The organism is Williamsia sp. 1138 (assembly GCF_002095435.2).
Lineage (GTDB): Bacteria > Actinomycetota > Actinomycetes > Mycobacteriales > Mycobacteriaceae > Williamsia.
Window position 1 is genome coordinate 64,446 of the sequence record NZ_MJEJ02000033.1, and the last position, 18,518, is coordinate 82,963.

The following is an 18,518-nucleotide window of genomic DNA, read 5'->3' on the forward strand; positions in this document are numbered from 1 at the left end:
CCCGACCCTGCTGCGTCCGAGCAGACGCCGGCACTAGTGTGGTGCGATGAACGCTCAGCCCGGGCACCCCGGAAAGCTGGCGGTCGGGTGGGCCTGGCTGCGAAAACAGACTGCCGGAGTGCGCCGGCGCCTTGTTCTCGTGGCTACGGCGCTCGTGGCGCTGGCACTCGCGATCGGCGCAGCGGCGATGCTGTTGATCCTGCGTCAGGCGCTGCTGGGGGCCGCCGACCGGGCCACCGCGGCCAAAGCGCAAGAGGTCGTCGCGGCGGTGCAGAACAACTCGATCGACAACGTGGACCGATCACTGATGGCGACATCCGACGTGGTCGACATCATCCAGGTCGTCGACTCGAACGGGCGGGTGATCCTGACCAGCAGGGCGTCCGGTGGAGGGTCCGCGCTGCAGGCATCCATTCCCGAACCGGGTGCGCAGCGGACCTTCGGAGACATCAGGCTCGACGGCGGCAACACCGAATACCGCGGAGTAGCCATCGGCGTCTCGACCGCTGACGGTGACGCCGCTGTCGAGGTGGCGACCTCGGAGGGCCGGGCCCGGGAAGTGGTGCTGTTCGTCTTCATTCTATTGTGTGCATTCTTCCCGTTCATATTGGCACTCGTGATCTGGCTCGTGCATGTACTCGTCGGACGAACGCTCAAGCCGGTCGAGGAGATCAGGAGTGAGGTGTCGCAGATCTCGACAACAGACCTCAGTGCCCGAGTCACGGTCAATGAGTCCGGTGACGAGATCGCCGCATTGGCGGAGACGATGAACTCCATGCTGGATCGCCTCGAGGACAGCTACTCCCGGCAACTGCAATTCGTCGGTGATGCCTCGCACGAACTCCGAAGTCCCTTGGTGACACTCGTCGGCATCGTCGACCTCGCGGTCACGACCGGCCAACCCATCGACGTCGCCACCGCCGACCAGATCCTCAAACCCGAAGTCACCCGCCTGCGCGACCTGATCACCGACCTGTTGTTACTCGCGAGTGCCGACGAGAGTGGCCTGCGGCTCACCAACGTGGACGTGGACCTCGATGACCTCATCGACGAGCAGGTCCGCATAAGCGAACTCAGCCATGACATCTCGATCGATGCGACCATCGTTCCGACCCGCATGATCGGCGACCCACAACGGCTGTCATCGATGATCCGCAACATTCTCGACAACGCGATCCGGTACTCATCGGAGCGCGTCTCGGTTCAGATGTCTGTTGACGACGCCCGCCGAACCGTGCGGGTGGAGGTCTCCGACGACGGCCCCGGCATCGCCGACGATGCCAAAGAACAGGTCTTCGACCGGTTCGTCCGTCTCGATCCCGAGCGCGACAGACGTGGCGGCGGAACCGGCTTGGGCCTCGCGATCGTCTCGGAAATCGTCCGTGCCCATCATGGGAACGTGCGCGCACTCGATTCCGAGTTCGGCGGTACCACCATCAGGATCGAGCTCCCCCTGGACACGGGCGACTAGCCGCCGTCGTCGCGAAGCCGGTAACCCACGCCTCGCAGCGTCTCGATTGTCTTGCGGCCGAACGGGACGTCGATGCGCTTGCGTAGATAGCCGATGTACACCTCCACCACATTGTCGTCCCCGTGGTAGTTCACATCCCACACCGAACCCATGATCTCCGCCTTCGATACCGCGGTTCCTTTGTGGCGCAACAAATACTCCAGAACCGCGAACTCTTTGGGCGTGACCTCGATCGTCTCGGGACCGCGCATCACCACATGTGCGGCCGGATCCAGTGACAGATCACCGGAGGTGAGCACGGCCGGTCGTTCCGGCGATCCACGTCGCAGCAAGGCTCGCAATCGCGCGTTGAGCACCGCAAACGAAAAGGGTTTGATCAGATAGTCGTCGGCCCCCAGATCGAAGGCATCGACCTGATCGAAATCGCCGTCCTTCGCCGTCAACATCAAGATCGGTGTCCACACACCGGAGGCGCGAAGATCGCGAATGACTTCATAGCCGTTCATCTTTGGCAACATGATGTCGAGGACGACGATGTCGTACCCGCCCGTCTGCGCACGGTGCAGGCCATCTTCGCCGTTGTCCACGGTATCGACCGCCCACCCGTCGGCCTGCAATCGCCGCCGGATCGTCTCGGCACCGTTGATGTCGTCCTCCACGACCAGCACCCTCATGCGCCCACCGTACCCATTGCACATCGACTCAGCGTCGCTTCAGCGCCAAACATCTAGCGTCACGGGCATGGACACGATCAACGGCCTGCCACTGCATCCCCTGCTCGTGCATGTTGTGGTTGTGATCCTGCCGCTGGCGGCGAGCTGCGCGGTCCTCGGGGTGCTGTGGCCCGCGGCAAGGCGAAAACTCGGGGTGATCACGCCGATCCTGGCGCTGCTCGCACTCGTCTTCGTTCCCCTGACCACCAGCGCAGGTGAGTCACTCGAGAAGATGACCCCACCCGACGCACTGGTCGAACGGCACGCCGAACTCGGCGACCAAGCACTGATCTGGGCTGCACCGCTGTTCGTGTTCGCGTTCCTGTGGTGGGCCCTGCACACCGGATGGGTCGAGGCAAAACTTGCGGACCTCGACACCCGCGCCCGCACCGGCGCCACCGTGGTCACGGCGGTCGTGCTCGTAATCTTCGCAGTCGGATCGGTTGTGACCGTCTACCGAATCGGCGAGAGCGGCGCACAGGCGGTGTGGCATTCGTCAAGCTGATCGACATTTCCGCCGCGGCCGCCGCCAATGCGACGGTGGGTGTCAGGAGCTGCGGTCTCCGAGTCGACGAGCGAGATCGACGGCAGTTTGATGTGTCCGGGGCAGCGGAGCAACCGTCGGCGCGAAACACGCAGCCCACACCAGAACGGCCGGCAGATGCAGTCGCCCCGAACAGCCATTGAAAATAGCCAAGCCGGGCCAGGAGTTCTCCGACCACCGGTCCCGCGGTGTACTCGGTGCTCTTGAACGAGCCATAGCTTCCGAATGACCCGCCCCGCTTCCCGTGAAGATTCAGATGGGCGACCATCGAACTCGCCGTCGGCAAGAAGGCTGCTGCGGCAGCGCCCTGTCCCAGTCTGACGAGCCACAGCCAGCTGCCGTCGGAAACGGTGGCGAAGGCCACAGACGTTGCGACGAAACGGCGAGACCTCCCGGCAACACCCCTCGGTTAGCATGGCCCCCTCGTGCGGGGTAGTCATGCCGGCAACGGCCCGGGCGGCTGGTCCCGGCCGCCGGTCTGTTCCATCCGATCGACGTGGCTGAACGACAGGTAGCCGACAAGCAGGACGATGACGACGAAGAATGTGGCGTTCATCGTTGTGGTGCCCAGGCCCAGACCCCCCTCGCTGGTGGGTTGGGTCAGCAGGTCGCCGAGGGAGGCGCCCAGGGGTCGGGTGACGATGTAGGCGGCCCAGAACGCGACGACGGGATTGAGGCCAAGTCCGAAGTGTGCCAACATGATCAGAAAGATGACTGCAGTGAAGATCATCAAAGATGCGATGTATCCGACGGCGAGCTTTTCGGCAATCAGGTCGCCGGCCGCAGTTCCGAGGGCAAAGGTCACCAAGATCGCCATCCAATAGAACAGTTCGCGGCGAGGGGTGCGGATCGAGTGGATCGACAGGGTGTGTTCCACGGCGTACCAGGCGGCGAACACCGCGATCAGAGCAGCCGTGAACACTGCGGTTGTGACCGCAAGAGGTACTCCCACGTTGTCGGTCAGGTTGTCGGTGATGAGAGTGCCGGTGACACTGATGAGGACAACGGCCCACCAGTACACCAACGGGATGTAGCGACCCACCGCGAACTGTGCGGCAAGGCTGGCGATCAGCAGCACAACGGTGACGATGGTGGTGCTCGTCAGTCCCCAACCCAGCGTCATGTTGAGGTAGTCGGCAGCTGTCTCCCCGACCGTGGTCGCCAATATCTTGATGATCCAGAAGAAGATTGTGACTTCGGGGACCTTGCTCCATTCTGACCGAATCGTCGGTGGCAACCCCGACGGTAACCCGGCACTCGGAGACGATGCGACTCGCTTGGTCCTACGGGGCGACTGATGCATGATGCTCGCTTTCGGGCTGAAGTCGACGTAGGTGATTCGCGTCGATAGACGGGTCGATATACGGCTTGAAACGCGGCGAAGCATGCGGGGAGAGCGCGACGCAGAGTTCTCGCACCACCGCGGGCATGACAAGAGCGACAGCGCCGGCCAGCACGATTGCGGCAACAACGTCAGAGAACCAGTGCACACCCAGATACAGGCGAGTAGCAGCAGCGAAGATCGAGATAGCCAGTGCGAGTACAGCTGCCACAGTGCGCCATATCGCCGGCGAGGCGACGGTGAGCGCCAGCGCGAGAGCACAGACCAGGGCCGCTGTTCCGGTGACGTGGCCCGACGGGAAAGACTTGCCGACCTCATAATCGCTCGCCTGATCGACCAGGGGCGGACGAATCCGATGACATGCCGCTTTGAACACCGTCCCCAGCGCCCCCGCCACTGCCACCGTGGATAGGACCGTCAGCCCTCTCATCACGGTGTCGTCGCGCAGGATCAGCGCGACTGTCGCCAACAGCGTCCAGGTGAGCACCCATGCCGGACCGAAGAGGTTTGTCACACCGGACATCACCGTTGTGGCGGCTGGTGAACGATGACCCACTGTCCAGTGCAGGACAGAGTTGTCGACAGTTGCCATCGGGTTGTGGCCTACGGCAATGGCCACGCCGAGGCCCACCACCAGCGCAATGAGCAGCATCGCCAAGACCGGGACCGCATATCTGTGCCGCATGTACAACAGCCTGGTGGTGTGATCCTGTGTGGACACTGTAAGAGTCTGAAGAGATGCTGAACAAAGCATCTCCTCTATGGTCGGTGAGCCTAGGCTCGGTGAATGCGAGCGTTACTGCCCCAGCTCCCCGCCTCGCTGCGCACTGCCCTGGGTAGCGTCCGAGGCAGGCTCACGATCCTGGCCACGACGTTGCTGGCGGTAGCACTGGCGCTCGCCGGGATCATCATGCTCTTCGTTCTCAATCAATCCCTGCTCGGTTCAGCGGACTCCGCGACGTCCTCTCGCGCCCAGGAAGTCTCCACCACGATCTCGACTGACGGCCTGCCCGGCCTGAATCATGCTGCCCTGGCGCTGCCAGACGATCTCGATGTCATCCAGATCGTGGATGCACGCGGGCGAGTTCTCGTGAGCAATCCCGCAGGACGAAGGGCGCCCCTGGTCCCGCCGATCGCGGCAGGAGACCGTCGTACGGTCGACGGGGCCACGTTCCCCGGTAGCGATGTCGAGTACCGGCTCACCGCGGTCGGCGTCTCGGTGGACACCGGGGACCTGACGATCATCGTGGCGGCGGCCGAAGGTCCGATCCACACCGTGTTGCTTACGGTCTTCATCTTGCTATGCGTGGTCTTCCCCCTGATATTGCTCCTGCTCATTTTCGTGACCTACTACTTCGTGGGCAGAGCACTGCGGCCTGTGGAGCACATCCGCGCGCAGGTGGCAGCCATCTCCAGCAGCGATCTCAGCCGACGGTTACCGGTGCCCCCTACCAACGATGAAATATCCACCTTGGCAACCACAATGAACGACATGCTCGGAGGTCTCGAAGATGCACGGCGCCACCAATTGCGGTTCGTGGGCGACGCCTCGCATGAGTTGCGTAGTCCATTGATGACGTTGGTCGGGCTCCTCGATCTGTCCCGCACGACCAGAGAGCCGATCGACCCCGAAACCGTCGAAGACATCCTTTTGCCCGAAGCACGACGACTCGAGACGATGATCGACGACCTCTTGCTCCTCGCGAAAGCGGACGAACGCGGTGTGCCATTGCAGATTCGCGATGTGGATCTGGATGAGATCGTCAGCGAAGAAGCATCCAGGCTCACTGCGCTGACCCCTCTTGACATCCAGGTCACGCTGGCCCCCGTGCGTGTTCGTGGCGATGCCGAAAAGCTCTCCCGCGCGGTGCGGAACATCGCCGACAACGCTGCGCGTCACGCCAGATCCTCTGTGCACCTCACCATGGCATCGGATAACCGCACCGGCACTGCAGCGATCGCGATCATCGACGACGGGCACGGAATCGCAGACCAGGACAAGGACCGTGTCTTTGACCGGTTCGTTCGGCTCGATGCCGGCCGAGAACGCTCCCATGGCGGGTCCGGCCTGGGTATGTCCATTGTTACGGAGATCATCCGGGCCCACGGCGGCACTGTCGTCATCAGCGATACCCCCGATGGTGGTACGACGGTGACGATCGCTGTCCCGATGAAGATTCCTTGACACTGGATCTCGTCTCGTGGAGCGCCGACGTCGGCGGACGACGGACCACCAACTACTCCTGAGGAGCTCGGAATTGTGCATGTCCTGGTGATCGAAGACGACCGCAACGGTGCAGAAACGCTGCGACGCACCCTGATCGCTGCGGGATGGATCGTCGCTCTTGCCGACAACGGAGAGGACGGACTCTTCCTGGCGACCAACAACTCCTACGACGCGATCGTGTGCGACATCATGATGCCGAAACTCAGCGGCTACGAAGTGGTGCGGCAGTTGCGCCACCGAGGAAATTGGACACCAGTGCTGATGCTGACAGCCAAAGACGGTGACTACGACCAAATCGACGCCTTCGACCTCGGTGCCGATGACTACCTCATCAAGCCCTTCTCCACCGCAGTGCTGACTGCACGCCTGCGCGCTCTCGTCCGCCGCGGCGCGCCAGAGAGGCCGGCCATACTGACCGCCGGAACACTGACGCTCGATCCCGCAGCCCACATCGTCAGACGTGGAGAAACCGAAATCGACGTCACGCCGAAGGAATTCGCAATCCTCGAGTTCCTGATCCGCAACAAGGGCGCGGTGGTCAGCAAGGCCGAGATCATGCAGTCAGCGTGGGACGCCCACTATCAAGGTGACCAGAACATCGTCGAAGTCTACGTCGGATATCTACGCAGGCACATAGATACACCCTTTGACTGTAAAGCGATACGGACCGTGCGCGGGGTGGGCTACCGCCTCACCGAGGACGGGCGCTGAGGCGGAGCGAGGACCTCTGTCGACGCGACGACCAACTTCGCAGGCGCGCCCGGACCGCTGTGACGGGCGGGGGCATCTGCACCGAGCTCCGCCCGCGGAACTCGGTCGTAACGAATGGGGTTACCCCTTCCGGCTGACGGCTCCCCCGAACCCGCGATCGGCCACCGGTCGAGTGCACACGCCCGCGATGCCGTTCGACTGTGTCCAGGCTCGCAGTGTCGCTGCGCTCAGGTGGACGCTGACACAGCAGCCCCTCAATACCCCTTGGGGGTATTATCGGGGGTCGAGGAGGCACCGCTGGCATGAGCAACGCATCGGCACGAGTCGCAGCAACGAGCGCGGCGATCGTCGTCGTACTCGGCGTCCTGTTGCTGCACTCACTGCCGATGACCCATCCACCCGGCGGCCACGGCGCCGGCCCGGGGCTTGACTCCGCGACCATCGCCGACCAACGACACGACGCGGCAGCGACCACGATGAGCCACCACGTCGCCCCCGCGAAGGCCGTGGTGATGCTGTCGTCGGCGACTGTTCACACCTCTGATATGGCGATGAGCATGTGCATGGCCCTGGTGACGATCGTGGCGGCATTGCTGCTGATCCGTCATCTCGCACCGCACAGCGATCAGGACGACGCGGCCTGGTCGCATCTCACAGCGATGGGGCGGCACCGGTCCCGCGCACCCCCATGGGCCGGGCCTTCCCTCGAGAAGTTGTCGATTCTGCGGATCTGACAGGCGATCACCCGACCGGGTGATTCGCCTCAGAGTCATACCCCGCGGACCGCATGTCCGCGGAACACTCGCAACTCCACAACACTTTTCGAGGAGATAGATCATGCGTGCTTCACATTCGACCCGGATCACACTGGCGGCGTCCACCCTCGCCGTCGCGGCCGTCCTTGCCATCGCAGGGTGCACCAGCGACGACGGACACGACATGGATTCGATGTCCATGTCCGGTCACTCGATGACGAGTTCGGCCGCACCCTCCACGTCCACACAGGCTTCGACGGAGTTCAACGCCGCCGACGTCACATTCGCAAACGGCATGTACCCCCATCATGCACGAGCCCTCGACATGGCGGAGCTGGTCCCTGATCGCAGTACGAACCCGGAGATCATCAAACTGGCCCGCGCGATCGAATCCGCCCAGGGTCCGGAGATGGAACAGTTGGCCCGGTGGCTGCGGGCGTGGGGTCAACCCGCTCCCGCGTCGTCGACAACCGGCCACATGGGCGGTATGGACCACAGCGGAATGACCGGCATGATGTCCGACCAGGACATGGCCGATCTGACGTCGAAATCCGGCTCCGAATTCGACCAGGCGTGGCTGACCATGATGATCGAACATCACGAGGGTGCCGTCGAGATGGCCGGGATCGAAGTGACCGAAGGGTCCAACGCGGAGGCAAAAGCGATGGCACAGAACATCATCACCAGTCAGCAGAACGAAATCGCGACCATGAGGACACTGCAGCAGTAACACCGGCACCACGCGGCGGCCAGGAACCGCAGACCCGCGGTTCCTGGCCGCTTCGTATGCGCGCAGACCTACTCGACAGATACCCCTGGGGGGTATACATTCACAATCATGAGTACGCAGAGCCAGCACCACACGATGAAGGACGAGACCGTGACCGGCACGTCCCTGCACGACCACGGGGGACGCGGCGAGCACGAGGGGCATGGCGGGCACGCAGGGCACGCCGATCATGTGGGGCAGTTCCGCAGACTGTTCTGGATCATGCTGGTGCTGGCCATACCGGTGACGTTCTTCTCGGACATGTTCGCGATGATCGTCGGGTACGACCTTCCTGACGTCCCCGGCCTGGCCTGGGTCTCCCCCGTGCTCGGCACCATCATGTACGTCTGGGGAGGGCGACCCTTTCTGGTCGGCGCGATCGGCGAGATACGTTCTCGCGCACCAGGCATGATGCTGCTCATCGCTCTGGCCATCACAGTGGCGTTTGTCGCGTCCTGGGGCGCGAGTCTGGATCTGCTCGATCACGGACTCGACTTCTGGTGGGAACTGGCCCTGCTGATAGTCATCATGTTGCTGGGGCACTGGATCGAGATGCGCTCGCTCGCCCAGACCACGTCGGCACTGGACTCGCTGGCAGCACTCCTCCCCGACGAAGCCGAACGCGTCGACGGTGAGCGGATCACCGTCGTCGCGCCGGCAGAACTGCTGGTCGGCGATATCGTGATCGTCCGCCCCGGCGCAAGCGTGCCAGCAGACGGAACCATCGTCGACGGTGCCGCCGAGGTCGATGAGTCAATGGTCACCGGGGAATCGCGGCCTGTACGTCGCGGCGCCGGCGACACGGTGGTCGCCGGAACCGTGACCACCGACTCCGGCCTCCGAGTTCAGGTCACCGCCATCGGTGACGACACGACCTTGGCAGGCATTCGACGCCTGGTCACCGATGCCCAGAACTCGTCGTCACGGGCACAGCGACTCGCCGACACCGCCGCTGCCTGGCTGTTCTGGTTCGCCTTGACGGCTGCGGTGATCACCGCGATCGTCTGGACCACGCTCGGATCGCCCGACGACGCGGTGGTCCGCACGATCACGGTGCTCGTCATCGCCTGTCCTCACGCCCTGGGTCTGGCCATTCCGCTCGTCGTCGCGATCGCCACCGAGCGCGCCGCCCGGGGCGGTGTCCTGATCAAAGAGCGGCTGGCGCTGGAGTCGATGCGCACCATCGACGCGGTGCTCTTCGACAAGACAGGCACCCTGACCAAGGGGGAACCGGCCGTCACCGCCATCGAAGCTGCCGCGGGTTACAGCAGCGATGCCATGCTCGCGATGGCAGCGGCCGCCGAGAGCGACAGCGAACACCCCCTGGCCAGGGCCATCGTGAACGCCGCCACCCAGCGCGGGCTCGAGGTGCCGGCAGCAACGGACTTCGCGTCGTCACCCGCGGTCGGGGTCACCGCGACCGTCGAGCGTCATCAGGTGAGAGTCGGGGGTCCCCGGCTCCTCGACGAGACCGGCCAGGCCGAGCTCGGCGTCGCCGACACCTGGCGTCAGGACGGCGCGATCATCCTGCACGTCCTGCGTGATGGCGAGGTGATAGGTGCCCTCGGATTGGCCGATGAGGTTCGGGCGGAGTCGCGCGAGGCCATCGATGCACTGCACGCGTTGAACATTCATGTCGTGATGATCACCGGTGACGCCGAGGCCGTCGCTCGCACCGTCGCCACCGACCTCGGAATCGACCGGGTGTTCGCAGGGGTGCGACCCGAGGACAAAGCAGCGAAAGTTCAGGAGCTGCAACAGGAAGGACGAAAAGTCGCCATGGTCGGTGACGGTGTCAACGACGCGCCGGCCCTCGCCCAGGCCGACGTCGGGATAGCGATCCGCGCCGGAACCGATGTCGCCGTTGCCGCTGCCGGTGTCATCTTGGCCGGCGACGATCCCCGGTCCGTGCTCTCGGTCATCGAACTATCCAAGGCGAGCTACCGCAAGATGAAGCAAAACCTCTGGTGGGCAGCGGGTTACAACCTGATCTCGGTACCACTGGCCGCAGGGGTGCTGGCGCCCGTCGGGTTTGTGCTGCCCATGTCCGTCGGCGCGATCCTGATGTCGGCATCCACCGTTGTCGTCGCGCTCAATGCGCAGTTACTGCGACGTCTCGACCTGCGACCAGGAGCGCGCGCATAGGGCCCGCGACACAATCCATACCGGCTTTCAGTCGACCGGCTCCGGGTCGAGATGTATCGCGTCTCCGCCCGACGGTTCCATTTCGAGGACCTCTCGGTTGAAGATCATCATTTTCACGAAATAGAGCCCGCCTGCCGCGACCAGACCGAGCACTATCGCGACCGGGACACGAGCTTCCTCGGGTGTCACGAGAACGAAGATCGCTCCCACCACCCAGATCAACGCCACGACGGCAACGGGCACTTCGAAGCGGCCGAGGCTGAATCCGCCTTCCCTGACCTCCAGCCGTTTCCGCACCACCAGGTACAAGATCACGATCCCGCCGTAGATGATGGCCGGCAGAACGGTGCCGCCGACCAGCAGCTCGATCAATGCATCACCGGGAAGCGCGACCATGAGCACCACCCCGATCACGAGTACGAGGATTGTCGCGGTGACCGGTGTCTGCGTGCGAGGGTTCACCTTCCGCAGCCACTTGTGGGCGGGGAAACGCCCATCTCGAGCCATGGCAAACGCCTGCCTCGAGCATGCGGCCATCACCACCATCCCGCCTCCGAAGATCGCAAACACGATGACTGCCAGCAGGATCCGCTCCGCCACCGGTCCGAGCTGATCTCGGATGATCGCCGCGACCGGTGAGCCATCGGCGCTCACTTTGTCCACGTCTTCGATCGCGACGGTCAGTGCGATCAGGAACACCAGTCCGGCAATCGCTGCCGCGAGGACCGATCCGACGATCGCACGCGGCACACTACGGAACGGGTCTTTGGCCTCCTCGGCAAGGTTCGCTGCCGAGTCGAATCCGACGAGCGTGGTCATCCCCATCAGCATGCCGGCCATCAAACCGCCACCGACCGCAAAGTAGTTGGCCTCGCCCTCTGTGACCCCCCTCGAGGTCAGATTGCCGACGTCACCGCTACTGGTGAACACCACCACCGCCGCCAACGCGAGCACCAAGACCACGACGATCCCGATCTCCGCGGCCACCGCACCCGACGTGATCAAGCCGAGCAGCTTGGTCGAGGCGATCACCATCACCACCTGGATGATCATGACCACCACCGTGATGATCCGGGCTGTGTCCTCGTTCTCGTCCATCCCGACCAGGGGCATGAAAGCCTGACTGGCCAGCGCGCTGTCCATGGCGACGACTGCGGTGGCCAGGTACCAGAAGGTGAGCCACCCGAACAGCCACCCGACCTTGGGATTGGCCAGCCGAGAGGCCCACTGGTACGAGGATCCGCTCAACGCGATCCGCGCGGCGAACTGGGCAACCACCAAGGCAACCAACGTCTGTCCGATCGCGGCGATCACCCACAGCCAGATACCGACCGGACCGGCAGTGTTCAACACCTGCCCGTAGGTGGCGAACACGCCGACCGCCACCGAGATGAACGCGAACGAGATCGCGAAAACCTGGAAGCCTCCGAGGGTTCGTTTCAGTTCTGTGCCCGAGTCACCGACATGTGCCGCATTGTTCGAAGGCCGGTCGTCGGCCAGGGAATTTGCCACCTTGGGTACCTCACCTCGGGTTGTAGGAGGGCATCCCGCGCCAGGCGGTCGGAACGTTGACCAAAGGCTAACCCGAGTTATGCACGCAGATCCGATGAAGCGCGGTTTTGACGGGTGGTAGATCTGGTCAGCACGCCCAGCAATACGTCATCAGACGTCCCACCGATTCGGCCACGTGGCTCATCACAAATGGAATAGCATCCAGACACATGTCTGGAAATGCTCGTGGTGGGCCGTATTCCACACTCGCGCCGACGACACCGGTGATCGTCGGGGTCGGCCAGTGGACGCGACGCCCAGAAGGGACCAGCCCGGCGCCGGAGCCGGCCGCAATGATGGCCGAATCGCTCCGGCGCGCCGCAGACGACACCGGCGGCGACCAGACGCGGGTCATTCGGGAGGCCACCGGTCTGTGGACTGTGGAAACTGCGAGTTGGCACTATCGGAACGCACCGATGACAGTTGCGGAGTTCCTGCGGATCGCTCCGCCCCGCCATCTCGTCACCTCCTCAACCGGAGGTGAGCAACCGCAGGCGCTCGTCAGTCGAGCAGCTCGTGCCATCGCGGCCGGAGACCACGACATCGTCCTCATCACCGGTGGGGAGACCTTCCGCTCCATGCGATCTGCAGGTTCGACAGGCGTCGGACTCCCGTGGACCGAGCAATCCGACTCGGTTCCGGCCGCCGAGACCGAGCCGGACCCTCATGCCGACGCATCCCATGCCTGCGAACTCGCCGTCGGCGCCGTGCTCCCGACCGACTACTATCCCTTGTTCGAGAACGCTTTACGAGGCGCGAGCGGACGGACGATCGCCGAGCACCAGTCGGTGCTCGGCACGCTGTGGCACAACTTCTCGTCAGTGGCACAGTCAAATCCACACGCCTGGAACCCGATCGACGCGAGTGCCCACCAGATCGCGACCGTGGGTGTCGACAACCGCATGATCAGCTTCCCGTACACGAAGCTGCTCAATTCGAACATCTGGGTCGATATGGCAGCAGCGGTCATTCTCTGTTCGGTGGAGAAGGCTCGAAGTCTGGGAATACCGGTCGACAGGTGGGTCTTTCCCATTGCTTCGGCGCAGAGCCACGACCACTGGTTCGTCACCGAGCGCGACGAACTCCACCGGTCGGACGCGATCGAACTGAACGGCCGATCTGTTCTGGAGACGGCAGCGATCGACATCGACGACGTCGACCACATCGATCTGTACTCCTGCTTTCCGTCCGCCGTGCAGGTCGCGGCCAATGCACTCGGGCTCCCGCTCCTCGACCCCGACCGACCGCTCACCGTAACCGGCGGCCTCACTTTCGGCGGCGGACCCGGAAACAACTACGGCACGCACGCACTCGCGGCGATGACCGAGACACTGCGCAAAGAACCCGGTTCCGTGGGTTTGGTGACCTCGAACGGTATGTTCCTCACGAAGCACGCCGTCGCCCTGTACTCGACGACGCCACCCCGTACGGAGTTCAGGGTGACCTCCCCGCAACCCGGGATCGATGCCGGCCCGCGCCGCGTTCCGGCCGAATACTACAGCGGAACAGCTCAATTGGAGACCTTCACCGTTCGACATGACAAACGGGGTGCTGCGGAGCGGGCGATCATCGTCGGGCGCACCGCGGACGGGGCACGGACCTGGAGTCGCTCAACGGATCAAGACCTGATGGCCGCACTCGAAACAGAGGACTTGCTCGGCCATTCCATGCGAGTGGCCGATGGCCACGTGGAGGAGATCAGCGCGGTGTCACGAGAGGGGTTGTTCTGATGGGTTTCCTCAAACCCGATCTGCCGGTCGTCGACCTGGCCGAATGGAGTAAAGGAACTCGGGCGGAAAAGATCCGTCCGATGGCAAAACACTGGGCCGAGATAGGTTTTGGTACACCGGTGGTGCTCCACCTGTTCTACGTGGTCAAAATCGTTCTGTACGTCCTGGTGGGCTGGCTCCTCGTACTCACCACCGACGGGATCGATGGTTTCACCAACGTCGGCGCCTGGTGGACCGAGCCGATCGTCTTCCAGAAGATAGTGCTGTACACGTTGATGTTCGAGGTCGTCGGCCTCGGATGCGGCTTCGGGCCTCTCAACAATCGCTTCTTTCCACCACTCGGATCCATCTTGTACTGGCTGCGTCCCAACACCATCCGGCAACCGCCGTGGCCCACGCGGGTACCGTTGACGGCCGGCGACAGGCGCACTGCCCTTGACGTACTGCTCTACGCGGCGCTCCTGGTGATGATCACGATCGCGCTGTTCTCGAACGGCACGGGCCCGATACCAGCGCTCGACAGCGCAGTCGGCACGCTGCCCATCTGGCTGATCGCAGTCATCGTCGCCATCTTGGTACTGCTCGGCCTACGAGACAAGACCATCTTCTTGGCCGCCCGCGGCGAAGTGTACGCGACACTGACAGTGACATTCCTGTTCAGTGGCGTCGACATGATCGTTGCGGCCAAGCTCGTCTTCCTGGTGATCTGGATCGGGGCGGCGACCTCAAAACTCAACAAGCACTTCCCTTTTGTGATGGCGACGATGATGTCGAACAGTCCGGTCGTCAGGACGCGCTACCTCAAACGGAAGTTCTTCGAGCACTTTCCCGACGACCTGAGGCCCGGCAGACTTGCGCGCATTTTCGCTCACGCATCCACCGCGATCGAGATGCTCGTTCCTCTGGTGCTCTTCTTCTCCGGTGGCGGATGGCTGACGACGGTGGCCGCGACCATCATGATCTGCTTTCACCTGGGGATCCTCACGGCCATACCTATGGGGGTCCCGTTGGAATGGAACGTCTTCATGATTTTCGGTGTGATCACCCTGTTCATCGGCCATGCTGAAATCGGCCTGTCCGACGTCGACAACCCTGTGCCGGTGGCAATCCTGTTCGTGGTCGTCGCCGGTATCGTCGTCCTGGGAAACCTGTTCCCGAACAAGATCTCGTTTCTCTTCGGCATGCGGTACTACGCGGGCAACTGGGACACCACCCTCTGGTGCGTCACACCTTCTGCCTCCAAGAAGATCGAAGACGGGATCATCTCCATCGCCGCGATGCCCGCCGCACAGTTGGAGCGCGTATACGGCAAGGAAGGAGCACAGATACCGCTGTATCTGGGGTACGCCTTCCGCGCGATGAACACTCATGGCCGGGCCCTGTTCACTCTCGCTCATCGCGCCATGGCCGGCCATCCCGAGGAGAGTTACGTACTCACCGATGGTGAACGCATCTGCAGCATGGCCATGGGCTGGAACTTCGGCGACGGTCACCTGAGCAACGAACAACTCATCGACGCGCTGCAATCGCGCTGCCACTTCGAACCCGGGGAAGTCCGGATCGTGTTGCTGGACGCCCAGCCCATCCACAAATCGACTCAGGCCTACCGGTTGATCGATGCGGCGACCGGCGAGTTCGAACGCGGCTCGGTGCGAGTGGCGGATATGGTGACCCGCCAACCGTGGGACGACACGGTGCCGATACGTGTCGACAACGGGCACTCTGTGCGCTGACCCAGGATTTCTCCGGCAGTTCTACCCGATCTCTCGACGCCCGCGCACCGCGCACCGCTATGCTGTGCGAGTGCACAGCAATTCTGGCGAACTCCAGAACCCAGCAACGGAGGGACGAACACATCCATGAAGATCAAGGCCGACTTTGACCTCTGCGAGTCCAACGGCGTCTGCGTGGGCATGGCCCCAGACGTGTTCGATCTCGACGATGACGACTACCTCGTCGTCCTACAGTCCGACGTTCCGTCCGATCGGCGCGAGGAAATGCGGGTCGTGGTCAGCAGCTGCCCGAAATCGGCGTTGACGATCGAGGACTGAGCGCTACCCAGGTCCGCCAGAGCGTCATACACGCCGTCACGGTCGGCCCAGATGGTGTTCGGGTGTACTAATGCTCAGGGAAGCATCTTCCACTTGGAATTCGGAACCGAGAGGCCACCATGAGCACCCTCGCCCATCGACCCGAAGCCGGCGGATTTCACGAGGGCGAACTGGCGGTGCAACGTCGCGCCGGGGTCAGCGCCCAGGCGGCCCGACTCGAGGGCATGCTCGATCCCGGGGAACTCAGTGGCGGTCTCGCCCAGTTCCTCAGCGTACGAACATTCGCCGCCATCACCGCTCGCGACGCCGCAGGCATCCTCTGGACTTCACCGTTGGCCGGCGCGCCCGGTTTCCTCGCGGCCCTGACGCCGACGACTCTGACCATCGCCGGCTCCCCCGCCCCCGGCGACCCGTTGCATCAGCTCGCACCCGACCAACCCGTCGGCCTCCTGGTCATCGACTTCGCGACCCGGCGGCGGGTCCGCATCAACGGAACCCTGACCCGCGCAACGGAAAGTGGTCTTTCCATCACCGTCGAGCAGGCCTACGGCAACTGCCCCAAGTACATTGCGCATCGGGATCTGAGAATCACGAGCGGTCCCCTCAGCAACGCGGACGCTCGCCACGGTCGGAGCCTGGGCTCCGCCGACCGTGACCTGATCCGCGCCGCGGAAACGTTGCTTCTGGGCAGCACCCACCCGACGCACGGCATTGACACCTCGCACCGCGGCGGACCGTCAGGCTTCGTGCGTCTCGACAACCTCGACCAGCTGTGGTGGCCCGACTACCCCGGCAATAACATGTTCAACACGCTGGGAAACTTCGAGGTCGATCCTGCGGCCGCACTGCTGTTCGTCGACTTCGCCACCGGCCGGGCCTTGCACATCAGCGGCAACGCCTGCACCGAATGGTCGGCGCAGGCGGGTACACCCGGCGACGATGGGCATACCGGCCGACGAACCGTGGTCAGCATCGACCACGTGGTGAGCCGGGCCACCGAGCTGCGCGCCGGGCCGGCCGAATCCTACCCACGCAACCCACCGATCAGCTGAGTCCGGCGATCGCCGCTACTGCACTTCTTCGACTTCACCAGGTTGCCACGACTTGTCGAACCATGACTCGAGGGGTCCGTAGATCCGCAGTATGGGAAACCAGCTTTTCCCGGGAACGGTCTGCACCCAGTTGTTCTCGCGCCCTTCCGGCGCCGCTGGGCCGAACCAGAGCACGATCGACCCGTCGGTTTCGGGTGTGACGGTGCCGCTCAGACTCATCACGCTCGGGTGCGGGTTGTCGGTACACAGCAGCGACCGCGTCTGGGTGTCGTATATGTCCAGCGACCAGAAGTTCTTTGCAGGCGGGTTGGGCGGCAGCACGAGTCGATAGGTGTTCGCGCCGTTCAATATCTGTCCACGGGCGTCCTGAGCTGTGTACGTGTACGCCGACCCCGCCCCGACCTGCGCATGCGCCATCGCAGGAGTGATGACGGTTGCTGCGTAGTGGAACAGGGTTCGCGCATCGAGGAGCCTGGCATCGTCCTTGATGAATTCGTAACTGCCACCGACGAATCCGTCCTTCCACGAGCCTTCCGCGAAGGTGAAGTTTTCACGACTGCGAGGGAAGTAGACAAGCGCACGACTCATGCCGGCGGCAGTGCGGGCGGCGGAACCGAGAATCGCACGCAGTCGTTCATCCGGTGCGAAGGTCTGCCCGTGGACGATGCCGATCGCTGCGAGTTGGCCTGCACGCTCTGGATCCAACGAGCCGGGCGGCTCCTCCTGGACGAGCTCGTCGATCTCCTCGAAGAAGCTGAAGTCGTTGGAATGCACGGTGTTGAAGACTTGTTCGGCGATGTTCACATAGACGAGATCCGGTGGGCTCAGCGCGTCAGAGAGACGATAGACGCGTGCTTGTTTGATCGCGTCGACACCAGCGAGGGCTCTGAGGACGACCCAGATGGTGAATGTGTCACTGCGATAGGTGTAGTAGCCATCAGGTTCGTCGCCGTCGTATCCCGGCGGTAGGAACAGGTACTTTCCACCCTCCCCTTTGTCCTGACCGGCCAACCCCATGTCCGCGATGTAGCGGAACCAGAAGTCGTCGACGACGCACAGCGAATTGGTGGGTGGTTCGATGACAACCGGGCCGTCGCGAAGGTCGATGAACATGACGCCGTACGCCGTCGAGGTGTTCGGGGTCAGAAAAAACGATCCCGAGTTCGCTCTCGGGTCGGTGATCCCGAGGACATTGAGGCCATCGATTCCGACGCTGCGAAAACCGCGACGCATCGCGACGAGTGATGCGCCGGGAACGGTGTTGAGGAACACGTCGACGCCGCGGAGATAGTCCAAGCCGTCGTACAGGGTGCGGGTGGTCTCGGGCGTGGGCACCCCGTCGAAGAATTCGTAGGTTCCCAGCGGTGTCTCGACACGATCGGGCACACCGATCGTCTCCAGCGCCGACCGCAGGTCGGGCGTGTCCACAGAGTCATCCATCGTTGTCCTGCCTCCTT

16 protein-coding genes are annotated in these 18,518 nt (G+C 63.4%); 11 read left to right on the top strand and 5 right to left on the bottom strand.

Annotated elements, in window-relative coordinates; translation table 11 throughout:
- Window positions 1–46: 46 nt before the first annotated feature.
- A complete protein-coding gene (locus BH683_RS06870; RefSeq protein WP_084835522.1) occupies window positions 47–1,471 on the top strand; it encodes an ATP-binding protein in 1,425 nt (474 codons plus the stop codon).
- Here the strand turns inward: BH683_RS06870 and BH683_RS06875 are convergent.
- Window positions 1,468–2,145, bottom strand: a complete 678-nt coding sequence (locus BH683_RS06875; protein ID WP_084835523.1) for a response regulator transcription factor — start codon at window positions 2,143–2,145, stop codon at window positions 1,468–1,470. The genes BH683_RS06870 and BH683_RS06875 overlap by 4 nt on opposite strands.
- A 67-nt stretch (window positions 2,146–2,212) precedes the next feature.
- Here BH683_RS06875 and BH683_RS06880 point away from each other — a divergent pair, with 67 nt between their 5' ends.
- Window positions 2,213–2,689 (top strand): DUF2231 domain-containing protein, encoded by a 477-nt coding sequence (locus BH683_RS06880; protein ID WP_084835524.1) that lies wholly within the window; start codon window positions 2,213–2,215, stop codon window positions 2,687–2,689.
- Window positions 2,690–3,164: 475 nt separating this feature from the next.
- On the opposite strand, the gene BH683_RS06890 is transcribed toward BH683_RS06880, so the two are convergent.
- Complete coding sequence (locus BH683_RS06890) at window positions 3,165–3,965, bottom strand: hypothetical protein (RefSeq protein WP_246833225.1); 801 nt, start codon at window positions 3,963–3,965, stop codon at window positions 3,165–3,167.
- A gap of 46 nt (window positions 3,966–4,011) precedes the next feature.
- Window positions 4,012–4,791, bottom strand: a complete 780-nt coding sequence (locus BH683_RS06895) for a phosphatase PAP2 family protein (RefSeq protein WP_168186986.1) — start codon at window positions 4,789–4,791, stop codon at window positions 4,012–4,014.
- A gap of 66 nt (window positions 4,792–4,857) precedes the next feature.
- On the opposite strand from BH683_RS06895, the gene BH683_RS06900 reads away from it, so the two are divergent.
- The 5 genes from BH683_RS06900 to BH683_RS06920 all read left to right on the top strand — a co-directional run bounded on the left by BH683_RS06900 (window position 4,858) and on the right by BH683_RS06920 (window position 10,677).
- Window positions 4,858–6,255: an ATP-binding protein gene (locus tag BH683_RS06900; protein ID WP_084835528.1), complete on the top strand. Its 1,398-nt coding sequence runs from the start codon at window positions 4,858–4,860 to the stop codon at window positions 6,253–6,255.
- Window positions 6,256–6,330: 75 nt separating this feature from the next.
- Window positions 6,331–7,008, top strand: a complete 678-nt coding sequence (locus BH683_RS06905; protein ID WP_084835529.1) for a response regulator transcription factor — start codon at window positions 6,331–6,333, stop codon at window positions 7,006–7,008.
- Window positions 7,009–7,310: 302 nt separating this feature from the next.
- Window positions 7,311–7,742 carry a DUF6153 family protein gene (locus BH683_RS06910; RefSeq protein ID WP_084835530.1) on the top strand — a complete coding sequence of 144 codons (432 nt, stop codon included), beginning with the start codon at window positions 7,311–7,313 and terminating at the stop codon, window positions 7,740–7,742.
- 103 nt (window positions 7,743–7,845) lie between these two features.
- Window positions 7,846–8,493 (top strand): DUF305 domain-containing protein, encoded by a 648-nt coding sequence (locus BH683_RS06915; RefSeq protein ID WP_084835531.1) that lies wholly within the window; start codon window positions 7,846–7,848, stop codon window positions 8,491–8,493.
- A 135-nt stretch (window positions 8,494–8,628) separates the two neighbouring features.
- A complete protein-coding gene (locus BH683_RS06920) occupies window positions 8,629–10,677 on the top strand; it encodes a heavy metal translocating P-type ATPase (RefSeq protein ID WP_246833233.1) in 2,049 nt (682 codons plus the stop codon).
- Window positions 10,678–10,704: 27 nt separating this feature from the next.
- Here BH683_RS06920 and BH683_RS06925 read toward each other — a convergent pair whose 3' ends face one another.
- Window positions 10,705–12,177, bottom strand: a complete 1,473-nt coding sequence (locus tag BH683_RS06925; RefSeq protein ID WP_084835580.1) for an APC family permease — start codon at window positions 12,175–12,177, stop codon at window positions 10,705–10,707.
- 221 nt (window positions 12,178–12,398) lie between these two features.
- Between BH683_RS06925 and BH683_RS06930 the strand changes: the two genes are divergently transcribed.
- The 4 genes from BH683_RS06930 to BH683_RS06945 all read left to right on the top strand — a co-directional run bounded on the left by BH683_RS06930 (window position 12,399) and on the right by BH683_RS06945 (window position 17,061).
- Complete coding sequence (locus BH683_RS06930; protein WP_143695987.1) at window positions 12,399–13,958, top strand: hypothetical protein; 1,560 nt, start codon at window positions 12,399–12,401, stop codon at window positions 13,956–13,958.
- Window positions 13,958–15,691: a DUF3556 domain-containing protein gene (locus BH683_RS06935; RefSeq protein WP_084835534.1), complete on the top strand. Its 1,734-nt coding sequence runs from the start codon at window positions 13,958–13,960 to the stop codon at window positions 15,689–15,691. Before BH683_RS06930 ends, BH683_RS06935 begins: the two co-directional genes overlap by 1 nt.
- Window positions 15,692–15,817: 126 nt before the next feature.
- Window positions 15,818–16,009: a ferredoxin gene (locus BH683_RS06940; RefSeq protein WP_084835535.1), complete on the top strand. Its 192-nt coding sequence runs from the start codon at window positions 15,818–15,820 to the stop codon at window positions 16,007–16,009.
- Window positions 16,010–16,128: 119 nt separating this feature from the next.
- A complete protein-coding gene (locus BH683_RS06945; RefSeq protein WP_084835536.1) occupies window positions 16,129–17,061 on the top strand; it encodes a pyridoxamine 5'-phosphate oxidase family protein in 933 nt (310 codons plus the stop codon).
- Window positions 17,062–17,076: 15 nt separating this feature from the next.
- On the opposite strand, the gene BH683_RS06950 is transcribed toward BH683_RS06945, so the two are convergent.
- Window positions 17,077–18,501, bottom strand: a complete 1,425-nt coding sequence (locus BH683_RS06950; RefSeq protein ID WP_246833226.1) for a DUF1254 domain-containing protein — start codon at window positions 18,499–18,501, stop codon at window positions 17,077–17,079.
- Window positions 18,502–18,518: the final 17 nt, after the last annotated feature.

Coding starts and splice junctions, on each gene's coding strand:
- BH683_RS06915 (WP_084835531.1), top strand. CDS start 7,846: ATGCGTGCTTCACATTCGACCCGGATCACACTGGCGGCGTCCACCCTC.
- BH683_RS06880 (WP_084835524.1), top strand. CDS start 2,213: ATGGACACGATCAACGGCCTGCCACTGCATCCCCTGCTCGTGCATGTT.
- BH683_RS06875 (WP_084835523.1), bottom strand. CDS start 2,145: ATGAGGGTGCTGGTCGTGGAGGACGACATCAACGGTGCCGAGACGATC.
- BH683_RS06940 (WP_084835535.1), top strand. CDS start 15,818: ATGAAGATCAAGGCCGACTTTGACCTCTGCGAGTCCAACGGCGTCTGC.
- BH683_RS06950 (WP_246833226.1), bottom strand. CDS start 18,501: ATGGATGACTCTGTGGACACGCCCGACCTGCGGTCGGCGCTGGAGACG.
- BH683_RS06900 (WP_084835528.1), top strand. CDS start 4,858: ATGCGAGCGTTACTGCCCCAGCTCCCCGCCTCGCTGCGCACTGCCCTG.
- BH683_RS06935 (WP_084835534.1), top strand. CDS start 13,958: ATGGGTTTCCTCAAACCCGATCTGCCGGTCGTCGACCTGGCCGAATGG.
- BH683_RS06930 (WP_143695987.1), top strand. CDS start 12,399: ATGTCTGGAAATGCTCGTGGTGGGCCGTATTCCACACTCGCGCCGACG.
- BH683_RS06945 (WP_084835536.1), top strand. CDS start 16,129: ATGAGCACCCTCGCCCATCGACCCGAAGCCGGCGGATTTCACGAGGGC.
- BH683_RS06920 (WP_246833233.1), top strand. CDS start 8,629: ATGAAGGACGAGACCGTGACCGGCACGTCCCTGCACGACCACGGGGGA.
- BH683_RS06910 (WP_084835530.1), top strand. CDS start 7,311: ATGAGCAACGCATCGGCACGAGTCGCAGCAACGAGCGCGGCGATCGTC.
- BH683_RS06870 (WP_084835522.1), top strand. CDS start 47: ATGAACGCTCAGCCCGGGCACCCCGGAAAGCTGGCGGTCGGGTGGGCC.